Annotated in this window: 13 protein-coding genes; 7 read left to right on the top strand and 6 right to left on the bottom strand. The window is 62.3% G+C overall.

The features are described 5' to 3' along the window. The first annotated feature begins 95 nt into the window (after positions 1-95). From CPI83_RS00960 to CPI83_RS00935, 6 genes are all read left to right on the top strand, one after another. A complete protein-coding gene (locus CPI83_RS00960) occupies positions 96-935 on the top strand; it encodes a DUF1707 domain-containing protein (protein WP_092765870.1) in 840 nt (279 codons plus the stop codon). Positions 936-944: 9 nt separating this feature from the next. After that, positions 945-1,766 carry a DUF1707 domain-containing protein gene (locus CPI83_RS00955; RefSeq protein ID WP_092765871.1) on the top strand — a complete coding sequence of 274 codons (822 nt, stop codon included), beginning with the start codon at positions 945-947 and terminating at the stop codon, positions 1,764-1,766. 9 nt (positions 1,767-1,775) lie between these two features. After that, positions 1,776-2,546 (top strand): DUF1707 domain-containing protein, encoded by a 771-nt coding sequence (locus CPI83_RS00950; protein ID WP_092765872.1) that lies wholly within the window; start codon positions 1,776-1,778, stop codon positions 2,544-2,546. Between the two features lie 116 nt (positions 2,547-2,662). Beyond that, positions 2,663-3,226, top strand: coding sequence for a PadR family transcriptional regulator (locus CPI83_RS00945; RefSeq protein WP_003946014.1), 564 nt, complete (start codon positions 2,663-2,665; stop codon positions 3,224-3,226). Next, positions 3,219-4,322, top strand: coding sequence for an inositol-3-phosphate synthase (locus CPI83_RS00940; RefSeq protein ID WP_092765873.1), 1,104 nt, complete (start codon positions 3,219-3,221; stop codon positions 4,320-4,322). Before CPI83_RS00945 ends, CPI83_RS00940 begins: the two co-directional genes overlap by 8 nt. Positions 4,323-4,492: 170 nt before the next feature. Then, on the top strand, positions 4,493-5,551 hold the full coding sequence (locus tag CPI83_RS00935; protein WP_232816827.1) for a 2-oxoglutarate and iron-dependent oxygenase domain-containing protein: 1,059 nt from the start codon (positions 4,493-4,495) through the stop codon (positions 5,549-5,551). An 8-nt stretch (positions 5,552-5,559) separates the two neighbouring features. Here CPI83_RS00935 and CPI83_RS00930 read toward each other — a convergent pair whose 3' ends face one another. Both CPI83_RS00930 and CPI83_RS00925 read right to left on the bottom strand, forming a co-directional pair. Then, on the bottom strand, positions 5,560-7,677 hold the full coding sequence (locus CPI83_RS00930) for an FAD-dependent oxidoreductase (RefSeq protein WP_042953416.1): 2,118 nt from the start codon (positions 7,675-7,677) through the stop codon (positions 5,560-5,562). 59 nt (positions 7,678-7,736) lie between these two features. Beyond that, positions 7,737-9,122, bottom strand: coding sequence for a PLP-dependent aminotransferase family protein (locus tag CPI83_RS00925; RefSeq protein WP_097386648.1), 1,386 nt, complete (start codon positions 9,120-9,122; stop codon positions 7,737-7,739). 97 nt (positions 9,123-9,219) lie between these two features. On the opposite strand from CPI83_RS00925, the gene CPI83_RS00920 reads away from it, so the two are divergent. Beyond that, positions 9,220-9,927 (top strand): pyridoxamine 5'-phosphate oxidase family protein, encoded by a 708-nt coding sequence (locus CPI83_RS00920; protein ID WP_097386647.1) that lies wholly within the window; start codon positions 9,220-9,222, stop codon positions 9,925-9,927. 80 nt (positions 9,928-10,007) lie between these two features. Here the strand turns inward: CPI83_RS00920 and CPI83_RS00915 are convergent, their stop codons facing one another. The 4 genes from CPI83_RS00915 to CPI83_RS00900 form a co-directional block, all read right to left on the bottom strand. Then, positions 10,008-11,246, bottom strand: coding sequence for an HNH endonuclease signature motif containing protein (locus tag CPI83_RS00915; RefSeq protein ID WP_097386646.1), 1,239 nt, complete (start codon positions 11,244-11,246; stop codon positions 10,008-10,010). A 60-nt stretch (positions 11,247-11,306) separates the two neighbouring features. Continuing rightward, on the bottom strand, positions 11,307-12,122 hold the full coding sequence (locus CPI83_RS00910) for a slipin family protein (RefSeq protein ID WP_097386645.1): 816 nt from the start codon (positions 12,120-12,122) through the stop codon (positions 11,307-11,309). Next, entirely contained in the window at positions 12,119-12,589 is a 471-nt protein-coding gene (locus CPI83_RS00905) for an NfeD family protein (RefSeq protein ID WP_097388104.1), read from the bottom strand. The genes CPI83_RS00910 and CPI83_RS00905 overlap by 4 nt, the downstream gene beginning before the upstream one ends. Positions 12,590-12,706: 117 nt before the next feature. After that, entirely contained in the window at positions 12,707-13,456 is a 750-nt protein-coding gene (locus CPI83_RS00900) for an IclR family transcriptional regulator (protein ID WP_020971387.1), read from the bottom strand. Positions 13,457-13,671: the final 215 nt, after the last annotated feature.

Raw genomic sequence — 13,671 nt, 5'->3', positions numbered from 1 at the left:
ACGGTTCGGGAGGGTCACGATGAACACATTTTGCGGTCCGGACGCATGGCGACCAGCCATTACGATCACTTCCTGTGAAGTCTTCCCGTTCCCCGATGACGCGTGCTCGTGATCTTGATCGCGTCGAAACGTGCAATGTGTTGGACGCCGCGTACGCCGAAGGGCAGTTGAGCGCGGAGGACTACTTCGAACGGACCGAAAAGGCGAGGTCCGCGAAAACCCTGCTCGAGCTCGCGCGCCTGGTCAACGATCTGCAGGTGCCGAAGATCGATACCACAACGGCGCCTCGGACGTCGGTGACGCGCAAGGCCGTGTACATCGGTGGCGCTGCTCTGATCGTCGTCGGCGCGGTCGCCGCGGTGGCCTGGAGTCGCTCACCATTGACGCCTTCGGAAGACATCACCGCCAGTTATGCCAGCACTACTTCCCTCGCGCCACCGTTGCCGACCACCACCCTGGTGCTGGAGCCGACCGTCGAACCGATCCTGATCGCACACATCGACACATTGACTCCCGAGGGTATCGGCGCATTTATCGAGAGGTATCGAGAAGAGTTCGGCGACATGTTCGTCGACGGCGCGAGCTTCCACGAGAAGCATTCCTCGGTCCAACGCGCAGCACCCGGTGCACCGGCTCAGACCCAGCGCATCAGCTTCTGGGGTGGATTCCAGATCGAGCCGAACAACACCCCTCGCAGAAGCGATCAGCCGACGTTCGACCTCGGCTCCATCCAGATCGACAAACTCACGCCGTTCATGGAAAACATCGGCGAATTCATCAAAGTGCCGGACGCGACGATCACCGCCGTGATCCTCAACGCGAGCTACGGTGTCCCGGAGATTGCGATCTACGCGGAGAACATCCACGGCGAGGATGGACGCATCGAGGTCACTCCGTGGGGCGAGATCTCTCGTTCCTACCCGTACGGGAGCTAGGGTGAGCCGGTGAGTGGGTCCCCGACTACTACCTCTACGCGCACCCGTGCGCGCGACGTCGACCGATCCGATACCTGCGCCGTTCTCGATACGGCTCTGTCCGACGGCCAGATCACGGTCGACGAGCACGCCAACCGGACGGCTGCGGCCATGACCGCGACCACCCTCGGCCAGCTCGATCTACTGGTCCGCGATCTGCAGAAAGCAACGCTGCGCAACGCCGTTGCCAAAGTTCGTCGTATCGACAAGATCTGGTACCTCGCAGCCGCATCGACTATCTTCGCCGGCCTGATCGGGTACCTCACCTTGTCCGCCGACCCTTCACCCCCACCGCCTCCACCGGCGGCAGCCGAAAACGTCGAACCGCTTGCCCCCATTGTGAGTTCCACACTGAACACCGTCACCGCAAGCGGGATCGGGGAATTTATCACAAAATACAGCACCAAGTACGGCACGACGATAATCGATTCCGTCAACTTCTACGACGGCTATGCAAGCGTTACTCGCGCCGCCGCTATCTCGCCGAATCTGGAGGAGGACATCGACTTTCGAGGCGGTTTCACACCACGCGAGAGCACGTCGACCCGGGCGGCCAGCACCGTCACCTTCGACCTCGCTGCCGTCGACATCGACAAGCTCGCCGGATACCTGGCCGGAGCATCCGCAAATCTCAATGTTCCCGACGCCGAGATCACACACATCAGCATGAGTTCGTCGAGCGATGATCCACGCGTCTCCATCTACGTGAGCAACAACCTCGGCGCGAGCGGGTGGATGGACCTGACGCCTGACGGACGCCCGATCCGCTTGTCTCCCTTCACTCCTCGATAGGCCCCGGACATGCCGAACGATCTGACCAGGACCACCCGCGCTCGCAATGCCGATCGCGAGGCTACCTGCGCAGTGCTGGACTCCGCCTTCGCCGACGGGCAACTCACGGCGACCGAGCACGACGAATTGACCGAACTCGCCGCGGTGGCAGTCACTCTCGGCGATCTCGAAGATTTGACGTCCGATCTGCAGACCGAAGCGTCTCTGCCTGTTCTCCGGAAAGAACCTTCGCTCGACACGCGTTTGATCGCCCTTGCGATCATCGCTCTGTCACTGGTGTCGGCAATCGGCTTCGGAATCAAATATGTGGCGTCGGACGTCACGATCTTCTCCAGCCCCGAGCCACAGTTGCACACCGTCGACGGCCTGGGGGCGATGTTCCGTGCCATCGAAACGGAGTACGGCAGCGGACTGGTCGACGAGATGACCATCTATCCCACTTATGCACGCGTAACGCGCGCCGATCCTGCTGCGCAGCGCAAGAGCCTCGACAGTTACTACCGAGGCGACCTCGAGGACACGACTTCGGGAGGATCGCGCGAACCCGGCGTGACACAGATCGACGTCACACAGCTCGATCCTCGCATCGTGATCGCCCTGCTCGACGGCGCCGGAACCACAACGTCGGTGCAAAATCCGACCACTCGGTACGTCTCTGTCGGAAGCGCCGAAACCGTGCCGACCATCGAGATCCACGTCGGCAACGACCTCGACGAAAGCGGGTACCTGACCGCTGGCCTCGACGGGGAAATCATGTCGATCTACCCGTTCACCCCCTGATCTAGCCGTGACACCTTGGTACACGTATCGGGCCGCAGTGTGGTTTTATATATCGGCGCGATATAGTTGGTTATCGCATCAAGCGGTTAGGTTCAACGACTCGGGAGGTTTGTCAGTTGCTCGAACTCGCAATCCTCGGGCTGCTCCTCGAGTCACCGATGCACGGATACGAGCTGCGTAAGCGGCTCACTGGTCTGCTCGGCGCATTCCGCGCGTTCTCGTACGGATCGCTGTACCCGGCACTGCGGCGCATGCAAGCCGACGGATTGATCTCGGAAGACGTCGACACTGCCACCGGCACGCTCAAGCGTCGGGCGCGTCGCGTCTACCAGCTCACTCCGGAAGGTCGGCAACGGTTCACCGAACTGGTCGCCGACACCGGGCCGCAGAACTACACCGACGACGGTTTCGGCGTTCACCTCGCCTTCTTCAGCCGCACCCCCGCAGAAGCGCGGATGCGGATCCTCGAAGGCAGGCGACGCCAGGTCGAGGAGCGCCGTGAGGGGCTCCGCGAGGCCGTCGGTCGGGCCAGCGGATCGCTGGACCGCTATACCCGTCAGCTCCATCAGCTCGGACTCGAATCGAGTGAACGCGAAGTGCGTTGGCTCAACGAATTGATCGCAGCCGAGCAATCGACAACAGGAACATCCCGGAAAGAAGGAGAACCCGACCATGGGTGAGAACAGCACCGCGGTGCGCGTAGCCATTGTGGGCGTGGGTAACTGCGCCTCGTCCCTGGTTCAGGGCGTCCACTACTACAAGGATGCCGACGAGACCCAGACGGTCCCCGGCCTCATGCACGTCAAGTTCGGTAAGTACCACGTCCGCGACGTGCAGTTCGTCGCTGCGTTCGACGTCGACGCCAAGAAGGTCGGCTTCGACCTCTCCGAGGCGATCCTCGCGAGCGAGAACAACACCATCAAGATCGCCGACGTCCCGCCCCTGGACGTTCCCGTTCAGCGTGGCCCGACCCTCGACGGCATCGGCAAGTACTACGCCGAGACCATCGAGCTGTCCGACGCCGAGCCCGTCGACGTCGTCAAGGCACTCAGGGACGCTCAGGTCGACGTCCTCGTCTCCTACCTGCCCGTCGGTTCCGACGACGCTGACAAGTTCTACGCACAGTGCGCGATCGACGCAGGCGTGGCATTCGTCAACGCCCTGCCCGTCTTCATCGCTTCCGACCCGGAGTGGGCTGCCAAGTTCAAGGACGCCGGCGTCCCGATCGTCGGCGACGACATCAAGAGCCAGGTCGGCGCCACCATCACCCACCGCGTGATGGCGAAACTGTTCGAAGACCGCGGCGTCGTGCTGGACCGCACCTACCAGCTCAACGTCGGTGGAAACATGGACTTCAAGAACATGCTTGAGCGTGATCGCCTGGAGTCCAAGAAGGTTTCCAAGACCCAGGCCGTGACGTCCAACCTGACCGGCGCACTTGCCGGCAAGGTTCACGACCGCAACGTCCACATCGGTCCCTCGGACTACGTGGAGTGGCTCGACGACCGCAAGTGGGCATACGTCCGCCTCGAAGGCCGCGCCTTCGGTGACGCTCCCCTGAACCTGGAGTACAAGCTCGAGGTCTGGGATTCGCCCAACTCTGCCGGCATCATCATCGACGCCGTCCGCGCAGCCAAGATCGCCAAGGACCGCGGCATCGGTGGACCGGTTTACCCGGCTTCCGCTTACCTGATGAAGTCCCCGCCGGTCCAGATGGCCGACGACAAGGCTCGCATCGAGCTCGAAGCGTTCATCATCGGAGCCGATGAGGCGTAGCTAGACGCCGGGCCGACGAGGCCTGATTTAGGTTCACGCTGATTCGGGGTCTTGCGCCAACGGCGCAAGGCCCCGATTCTGTTATCCGCAGGGTGTTTCCGCATCCGCGCGGGTAATCACGCCTGCGGCTGCCGAATCGCCGCGCGGGTCCGGGTGCCGATCAGCGTGGAATGATGGACATCAGAACCATCACACGGATCGAGGACCCCATGTCGATTACGTCGCTGCCAGTGCTCGATCTGTCGCTGGCGCAGAACCCCGACACCGCCGAGCAGTTCCGCACTCAGCTCCGCGAGGCCACCCACGAGGTCGGATTCTTCTACCTGGTCGGCCACGGAATTCCCGACGAACTGCAGCGACGCCTCCTCGCCGTCGCCCGCGAGTTCTTCGCACTTCCGACTGCCGAGAAGCTCGCGATCGAGAACGTCCGCAGCCCGCACTTCCGTGGGTACACCAGGCTCGGCGGCGAACTGACCGAAGGCAAGCAGGACTGGCGCGAGCAGATCGACATCGGCGCCGAACAGCCCGCGGCCGAGCGCACCGACACCTCACCGGCCTGGGAGATCCTGCAGGGTCCCAACCAGTGGCCCGACGCCCTTCCCGAACTCCGCGACGTCATCACCGAGTGGAACGACACACTCACCTCGATCGCATTGAGCCTCTTACGCGAATGGGCGGTAGCCCTGGGCCAGGATGCGAACATCTTCGACGACGCGTTCGCTCACGATCCGTCGATCCTCATCAAGGTGGTGCGTTACCCGGGCCGCCCGAAAGGTGCCGGCTCCCAGGGCGTCGGCGGGCACAAGGACGCGGGTGTACTGACACTGCTCTATGTCGAACCGGGCAAGGGCGGTCTGCAGGTCGAGCACGACGGCGATTGGATCGACGCACCGCCGATCGACGGGGCGCTGGTGGTCAACATCGGCGAACTTCTCGAGGTCGCTACCGGCGGATACTTGAAAGCGACTGTGCACCGGGTAGTTTCACCCGAAGGTGACGGTGAACGTATCTCGGTGCCGTTCTTCTTCAACCCGAACTACGCAGCGCAGATCCCGGAGTTCGACCTACCGCCCGAGCTGGCGTCGCGCGCCACCGGCGTCACGGTGGACGCGAACAACCCGATCCACGATTCCTACGGGGCGAACGCCCTCAAGAGTCGACTACGTGCGCACCCCGATGTCGCGGCCCGATGGTGGCCGGACATCGTTGCGGCACAAAGCGCTACCTAGGGGATGGGTCAAAGATCCATCGCAACTTTCCACGCCGTGTGCATCGCACCTTCGATGTAGTCGACGTTCACCGCGTCACCGACCACGTGCACGTCGGAGACTACGCCGATCAGAGCGTCGGCCAGCGGCGCTTGCGCTGACACCCCCGATGCGACGACAACCATGTCGGCTGGAGCGGTCAGTGTCTTGTCACCGGAACGGAATTCGACGTGCTCCTTGGTGATTCGCTGCACCGTTGAATTGCGGTGAATGTCCACACCGACATGCTTGGCGTGGCGCACAGCCGTCCAGCGGCGCGGCATCGCCATCGGAATACCCAACTGCTGGCCTTCTTCGATCAGCGTCACATTGCGACCTCGCTCGGCCAGGAACTCCGCAAGCTCGAGTCCGACAAGCGAACCACCGATCACGACAACGTCCTTACCCATGGGCAGGAACTTGCGGGTCACAGCTCGAATCGCCGCGGGGCTCTTGGTGATACCGGACAGCTTGCCCAACTTGGCCATCGTCCGCAGGAACGGCGGCACCTGTGAGACGTCTCCCGCTCCGGTCATCAACGCGCGCAACGAATCACCGGTGTGCACGTGTGGGAGATCACCGCCCGGAACGCTAGGCCGCTCACGAACTGCACCGGTGGCCACGACTACGGCGTCGGGGTTCAATGCCCGGATCGAGGCGACTGTGGCTTCGGTCTTCAGTCGAACATCGACACCGAGACGCTCGATTTCCACTTTCAACCAGCTGAGCAGACGCCCGTTGTCCGGGGTAGTGAGGCTCGAGAACCACAGGGTGCCGCCGAGACGATCGGATTTGTCCAACACCGTGACTCGGTGCCCACGTTCAGCGGCCACGCGAGCCGTTTCGAGACCACCGGGGCCCGCTCCGACCACAACAACGTGTTTCGGAGTGCTGGTCCGAACGAAGGGGAGCAGCGCTTCGTTGCCCAGGGCAGGGTTCACCGCGCACAGCGGGGTCTCGTCCCAGAAGTTCTCCTGCACGCAGACGTAGCAATTGATGCAAGGCCGAACCCGCTCGGGTACACCGTCTTTGAGTTTGTTCACCAGCTGTGGATCGGCCAGGAGCTGGCGGCCCATCGCGGCGAAGTCCGTGCGACCTTCCGCGATCATCTTCTCGCCGACCTCGGGGAGCATACGTCCGACCGTGATCACGGGGATCGATATCGCCTGCTTGATCCGCGTTGCATTGTCCGTGTAGTAGCCGACCTTGTCGGGCAGGGGGCCGTCGGTGAAGTTGGCAAAAGCATTCAGCGCGGTACCGGTGACGTGAATGGCGTCAGCGCCGGCCTCTTCGAACATCTTGGCGGCCGCAGCAGCCTCGTCGACGGTCAGCCCGTCGGTTTCGCCGTACTCTTGACCGGCCAGACGCACGATGACGGCAAGCGCACCACCGACCTCCTCCTTGACCGCCCGAATAACCTCACAAGCCAGGCGTGCACGGTTCTCCATGGAACCTCCGTACTCATCGCTGCGCTGATTCGTGTACCGACTCAGGAACGCTCCGAGGACGTAGTTGTGGGCACAATGAATCTCGACGGCGTCGCCGCCCGCCGCTTTCACCCGTCCGGCAGCCTCGGCGAACATGCGGACGAGCCAATCAAGATCTTCCTTGGTGGCCTCGTGGTAGGTCGCCCTCTTGCCCTCGTTGATGGCAGCCATCTTGCCCAGTTCTTCGGGCGTGCAATCGGCCATCGCACTCATGTCACCCGGCGGCTTCGGTGTGGACGGGACCAGCTGCGGTCGGCCGTCGAGGGTATCGATGCGCGCCACCTTGCCGTGGTGTGTCATCTGCACACAGAGCTTGCTGCCTGCGTCGTGCACCGCGTCGGCCAGCGCTTTGAGTCCGGGGATGAACCGGTCTTCGGAGAGCCCCGGTTCCTTGCGGCTGGTGCAGCCCAGCGGGTACGCAACAGCGCAGCAACCGGTGATGATCAGACCCGTTCCACCGGCCGCACGAGCCACGAAGTGGTCGATGTCGCCCTTTTCGATTTCCCCGTCTTCACACAGGTTCATGTCCATCGCAGGGAGAACCACACGATTGGGCACGGTCATCGGGCCGATGGTGCCTGGTGCGAGCAGGTGCGGAAAGGTCTGGCTTCGGATCGTCACGAGCAGACGCTAGAACTGGACCACGCCCATCCGTTGCCGCACTCCCGATCATCGAGACTTCACGCGCTGTGACGTGCGAGGCACCCGGCTATCACCTCGAGCGCATATTCGAGGTCTGCGGATTCCACTCGCCCGTAGCCGATGACCAATCCGCCGGGGTCTCCGTGCGTTCGGGTGGACTCGACCAGGGTGGGCACTTCGACGCCGTGTTCAAGTGCCTCGCGAGCGACGGTGGCTGCCAGATCCGCGTCGAGCATGAGCGTCGTGTGCATGCCGGCGCCGAGTCCGCGCAGTTCACCGAACGATGACAGCGCTTCCTCGACCGCCCGATCGCGCTCCCGGTACCTGCGCCGGGCGGTACGTACCGCCCGATCCCATTCGCCGTCACGGAGCAGGGACAGGAGTGCTTGCTGCAGCGGAACCGACGGGAAGTCGCCGATTCGCTTGCGGTGTACTGCTATGCGGTCGACCAGGTCGAGGGGAGCTACCAACCAGCCCAATCGAATTCCGGCGCCGAGCGTCTTGGCAACCGTTCCGAGATACACCACCCGATCAGGAGCCAACTGGGCGAGCGCAGGCAAAGGCGCTACGTCGTAACGGAATTCGGAGTCGTAATCGTCCTCGAACAGGACGACGTCGCGGGCGCGTGCGAACTCGATCAACTGGTTGCGCCGACCTACCGGAAGCAGCCCACCCGTCGGATACTGATGGGACGGTGTCACATACACACCGCGGACGCCCTCCGACGCCGTTTCGAGTTGGTCGACACAGAGACCATGAGCGTCGACGGGCACGTCGAGCAGCGACCATCCACAGGCTGTTGCGGCCGAGGACGCATACCGGTATCCGGGATCTTCCATCGCCAGAACAGCACCACGGGTACGCAGAGCCGACAGGGCGAGGCCGAGACCATGCGTGGCACCTGAGGTGATCAGGATTCTCTCGGGTTCAACCGACATTCCGCGGGCTCTTGCCAGCAATTCCGATAGTGCCGAACGCAATTCGTAGTCACCCGCAGGATCGGGATCCTCGAATGGTGGCGGTTTGGACCCGACGTCACGCCACGCCCGCCGCCACGCTGCCGATGCACGCGGCGGCGTCCACGGCACGCCCGGCCGGAGCTGCACCCTGGGTGACATCTTGTCGGCGGCCTTCTTCGGTGTAGTCGTGGGAGTGACCGCGGGAGAGGGCGCCTCGGCAACGAAGGTGCCCGAGCCGTGCACAGCGACAAGCCAACCCTCGGCGATCAACTGCTCATACGCCCGTTCCACGACGCCCCGCGCCACCTCCAGCTCCGCCGCCAGCTTCCGGGAGCTGGGTAACCTCAGTCCCACTGCCGCCTTACCACTACGGATATCAGCTCTGAGGTGGTCGGCAATCTGGATCGGGAGCGCCCGCCGATCTGTCCGGTCGAGGACGACGGCTACCGCCGAAGGCAGAAACATTCAGAACCCTCTCGGAAGTGGCAAATCGAAGTGGCCTATCGAAGTCTCCACTGATTGGACCATGACTTGAAGCCACTTTGCCACCAGCATTGTCTGCATGACAGATTCCGTTGTCTTTGCTGCCCCTGCTCCTGCCCCCACTGCACCTATTCCGCTGTCTCCGACAGCACGTACGACGCACAAGCGCGCCCGCCACCACGGCGTCGCAGAACGCGCGGCACTCGTCGACGTCTTGCAGTCCGCGAAGCTGTGCCACATGGGCGTGAACGTCGGCGGAGTTCCCATGGTGTTTCCCACCGCGTACGGGTTCGACCTCGACGGCCCTGACCGCGGCGGGTCTATTTATGTTCACGGCTCGGTGGCCTCGCGAAGCTTGGCTCCCGACAGCGAAATCTGCATCACCATCACGATCCTCGACGGGCTCGTGTTGGCGCGGTCGGGCTTCCACCACTCGATGAACTACCGCAGCGGCGTCATCATCGGATCACCTCGAGTCGTGACCGACGGCGACGAGCGAGTGAAGGCTTTGAATCTGATCGTCGACCAGGTGGTTCCCGGACGTTCCCAACACTTGCGGGATCACACGCGCAAGGAAATGGCGGCAACCATCGTTCTTGCACTGCCGTTGTACGAGGCTTCCGTCAAGGCCCGCACCGGCGGCCCCGGCGACGATGCCGCCGACATCGGTGTCGAAACCGTCTGGGCTGGAGTAGTTCCTGCAGCTACGCACTTCGGTGAACCGCTCCCGTCCGAGGATCTCGACTCAGGTGTCGCGCTTCCGGACCATATCTCGACGATGCTCTGACCGCACACGCGACTCCGACAAACGCAGCTCGCACCGGGGCATCGCTATGCCCCGGTGTGTACGTATTCAGTTGCGCCCGTTCAGGCTGCTGTGGGCGGGCTGTTCCCGCCGATCGGATGCTGATACGGATCAACCGACATCGGTGGATAGAACACCGTCTTCCGATCCGGGCCGATCTCCACCCGCCACTCCGTATGGTGCATCGTCCGATGATGATGACCACATAACAAGATCAGATTGTCGAGATCTGTTGGGCCACCATCACCCCAGTGAACAATATGATGGGCATCGCACCACCCCGACGCCGTCCCACACCCCGGAAACGCACACCCACCATCCCGAACCGCCAACGCCCGCCGCTGCGGCACCGTCGCCGTTCTCGCTTCCTTACCGCAGTCGAGCGGAACACCATTCTCATCCAACAAAATTCGGGTGACGGTGCAGTCGCACGCCAGCATCCGGGCGGTATCGATACTGATCGGGCCCACCCAATCCGTCCACGCGAACCCGAGTTCATCGGTGGACGGCAACAGGTCTTTCAACGCTTGCAGGTCCGTCATGTCTTTCGCGGACGCGGTGACCGTGATGTGTGGTTTCACGCCGCCCTCGATCGGACCCAACCCCGCCCGCTCATACCGGCGCAACAATTCACAAAACCCATCGGCCCGTCGTAATGCCAGAGTACGCGTGTCCTTGACACCGTCCTTCTCCGGCGTCGGAGCGGACAGGCTCGACAGCAGCGTGATCAACCGTGCCCCATTGACCGCATCCAGATCACCCTTCACAGACACCCGCCCGTACAAGCCTTTCGAGGCGTAGAACTCGTTACGTTCGGAATCCTCGCCGACCGGAACGCCATCCTCGCGCTTGCCGTACTGCTTCTCGATCCGCCGAATCGCCGCCCGCACCGCATCACAATCCGCAATGTTCCTCGACGCCAACGACAACAAGATCCCGCGGGCCTTGTCCACATCCGCCGGCGTCATGTTCTTCGGCGGATGCTGACAAAACGACGCCACCTGACGCGCCTTCAACGCATCAACGTCACCACGATGAAACGCATCCGCGACAACAGGATCGAGCATCAACAACCGCGCCAACCCGACCAGCAGACTGCACTCACCGATCTCCAAATTCGTCGAACCATGCAACCACTGCGCGATCGCCCGAAAACCCTTCCCACCGAGAACCTCTCGGGAAAACATCTCCGCAATCAGCAACACCATCCGCGACTGCAACTCGTGCCGGGCACGCACCAGATCGAGAACCTCACTCTTGAGGTCCTCGCCATCCAGTTGCCACGCATCCCGACTGTCCATGCAGCAATCATATTCGAACATAGTTTCGAATACAAGAGAAAAACGAGATGAAACTAGCTGCTAATCAACAACTTTCGCATTCCAGACAGAACGGGCATGATCTTGGGTGGCTGTGGAAACCTCCGCTTGGCCGCCCATGAAGGGCCGGACAAGATCCAGCGGCAAGGGGAAGACAACGGTGGAGTTGTTCTCGCTACCGATCTCGTGAAGTGTCTGCAGATATCGCAATTGCAGGGTGGTCGGATTGCGGCTGATCACCTCGGCCGCCTCGGCGAGCTTGGCCGAAGCCTGAAACTCGGCGTCGGCGTTGATGATCTTGGCTCGACGTTCACGTTCGGCCTCTGCTTGCCTGGCGATGGCGCGCTGCATGTTGGCTGGAATCTCGACGTCCTTGATCTCGACGGTCGTGACCTTGACGCCCCACGGTTCGGTCTGCTGGTCGATGACTTTCTGCAGATCCTCGTTGAGGCGTTCACGTTCGGATAGCAGCGAGTCCAGCTCAGCTTTACCGAGGATGGAGCGCAGTGTGGTCTGGGCGATCTGTGAGGTGGCGGCCAGAAAGTCCTCGACTTCGACTATCGAACGGTCAGCGTCGACGACCCGAAAGTACGTGACGGCGGTGACCTTCACAGGAACATTGTCGCGGGTAATCACTTCTTGGACCGGTATTTTCAGCGTGACGGTTCGCAGACTGACCCGTTCCATACGATCGATCGCCGGCACCAGAATCACCAGGCCTGGGCCTTTCAAGGTGATCAATCGGCCGAGGCGGAACACCACCGCGCGCTCGTACTCGCGCAGAACTCTCACCGACATTCCCACAAGGACTGCAATCAGCACGACAAACACGGACAACACGACAAGCACGGTGGTCATAGCGGCAGCTCCCACGGTTCACGACGGCGCACTTTCAGAGTCAGGCCTCGTACCTGCTCTACGACGACGGATTCGCCCACGGCAGGCACAGAGTCGTCGTACCCGAATTCCATTCGAGCACTCCATAATCCGCCGTCAAGCTCGACCTGCCCCTGCGCGCCGGTCCAACTGCGAACGGTCGCGTCGGAGCCGACAAGAGATTCCGTCCCGGTACGCACGGGAGCGCGGCGCGCGGTAAGCGCTTTTCGACTCGCTACCGCCACCACGCCCAGGCCGACTACCGCGACCCCCGCCGTCACCGGGATCGCGATCAATTGGCCGATACCGTCGGATGTGAAAAGCATCCAGACGCCGGCACCGATCATGAGTGCTCCAAGCACACCGAGCACCCCCGCGGTTGGGGCATGCGCCTCGACCACGACCAACAGGACGCCCAGCACCAGGGCAACGACACCGATCGTCGTCATCACTCGTCTCCACGCTCGCGAGGACGCGGTCACGTCGCGTAGCCATTGTGCGATCGCGCCCTCGGCTTCAACGGTAATCACGTTCGGCCGGATCTGCCACAAGCACTTCACGCCAGTTCAGAGAAGCACTTCACCGATCTGTCGCGCAGTCACCTTGGCAAGGTCGGCGAGGAACGGAATCCGTTCGTCGATCATCAGCTCGACCGGACCACGAAGCCCGAGAGCGTAACGCACAGTGCCGGATCCATCGATGATCGGAATTCCGATCGTTCGGTAATCCGGGGTCAACTCCTCGTCGTTGAATCCGTATCCTCGCTCACGAGTCAGTTCCAATTCCCGGCGGATACCGGCAACATCTGTGATCGCACGCTGAGTGGTCGCTTCACGTGGCAGCGCAGCGAGCTCGGAATCGTCGACATCGGACCAAGCCAGAAAGGCTTTCCCCAGTGCGCTCGCATGCAAGGGAAGGCGGACACCCTGGAGCACGTGCCCGTCGGCCTCGCGCCATCGGCTGAATCCGAGCAACACCACCTCACTTCCGCTTCGCACTGCCAGGGAGGCGGATGCTCCTGTCGTCGCGGCCAATTGCTCCAAATAGGGCTCGGACAGATAGATCCGATGCTGCCGGTAGGAGACCTGTCCGTATGCCGCCAGCGCCGCGCCGATGCGATACCGACTGGTTGCGTCGTCCTTCTCGAGGAACCCCGCGTCGACGAGCGACTGCAGCAATCGATGCGTGGTGCTGACCGCAAGCTCTTGTCGCCGCGCAACTTCCGAGACTCCCAGTTCTTCGCCACTGCGAAAACATGTGAGCATGGTCAGGGCACGGGTTACCGTCTGAACTCCCGCGCCGCGTGCGTCCGTCACGAACGATCCTTTCGCTGTGGCCTGATCGACCTGAGAATCGGACGCTAACACGGACCCAGCAGTCCGGCCATCCTTTCCATCAGGTGGAAAGGAACCAGACGCGGACCCACAAAAGCCCAGATGAACAGACTTCCGATGTTGTCAAGATTTCCAATCTCCAGAAAACAAACGGGGGTAAAACAGACACGCACCCAATAGCGTCATCGTCGTCAGTT

Origin of the sequence: Rhodococcus sp. H-CA8f, from assembly GCF_002501585.1 — a bacterium.
GTDB lineage: Bacteria > Actinomycetota > Actinomycetes > Mycobacteriales > Mycobacteriaceae > Rhodococcus_F > Rhodococcus_F erythropolis.
This window is presented reverse-complemented; position numbering and strand designations above follow the sequence as displayed.

Bases quoted from the DNA above. Each gene is read 5' to 3' on its own strand.
- CPI83_RS00910 (WP_097386645.1), bottom strand. From the start codon at position 12,122: ATGACCACCGTGCTTGTCGTGTTGTCCGTGTTTGTCGTGCTGATTGCA.
- CPI83_RS00935 (WP_232816827.1), top strand. From the start codon at position 4,493: ATGATGGACATCAGAACCATCACACGGATCGAGGACCCCATGTCGATT.
- CPI83_RS00940 (WP_092765873.1), top strand. From the start codon at position 3,219: ATGGGTGAGAACAGCACCGCGGTGCGCGTAGCCATTGTGGGCGTGGGT.
- CPI83_RS00920 (WP_097386647.1), top strand. From the start codon at position 9,220: ATGACAGATTCCGTTGTCTTTGCTGCCCCTGCTCCTGCCCCCACTGCA.
- CPI83_RS00960 (WP_092765870.1), top strand. From the start codon at position 96: ATGACGCGTGCTCGTGATCTTGATCGCGTCGAAACGTGCAATGTGTTG.
- CPI83_RS00905 (WP_097388104.1), bottom strand. From the start codon at position 12,589: ATGACGACGATCGGTGTCGTTGCCCTGGTGCTGGGCGTCCTGTTGGTC.
- CPI83_RS00950 (WP_092765872.1), top strand. From the start codon at position 1,776: ATGCCGAACGATCTGACCAGGACCACCCGCGCTCGCAATGCCGATCGC.
- CPI83_RS00915 (WP_097386646.1), bottom strand. From the start codon at position 11,246: ATGGACAGTCGGGATGCGTGGCAACTGGATGGCGAGGACCTCAAGAGT.
- CPI83_RS00925 (WP_097386648.1), bottom strand. From the start codon at position 9,122: ATGTTTCTGCCTTCGGCGGTAGCCGTCGTCCTCGACCGGACAGATCGG.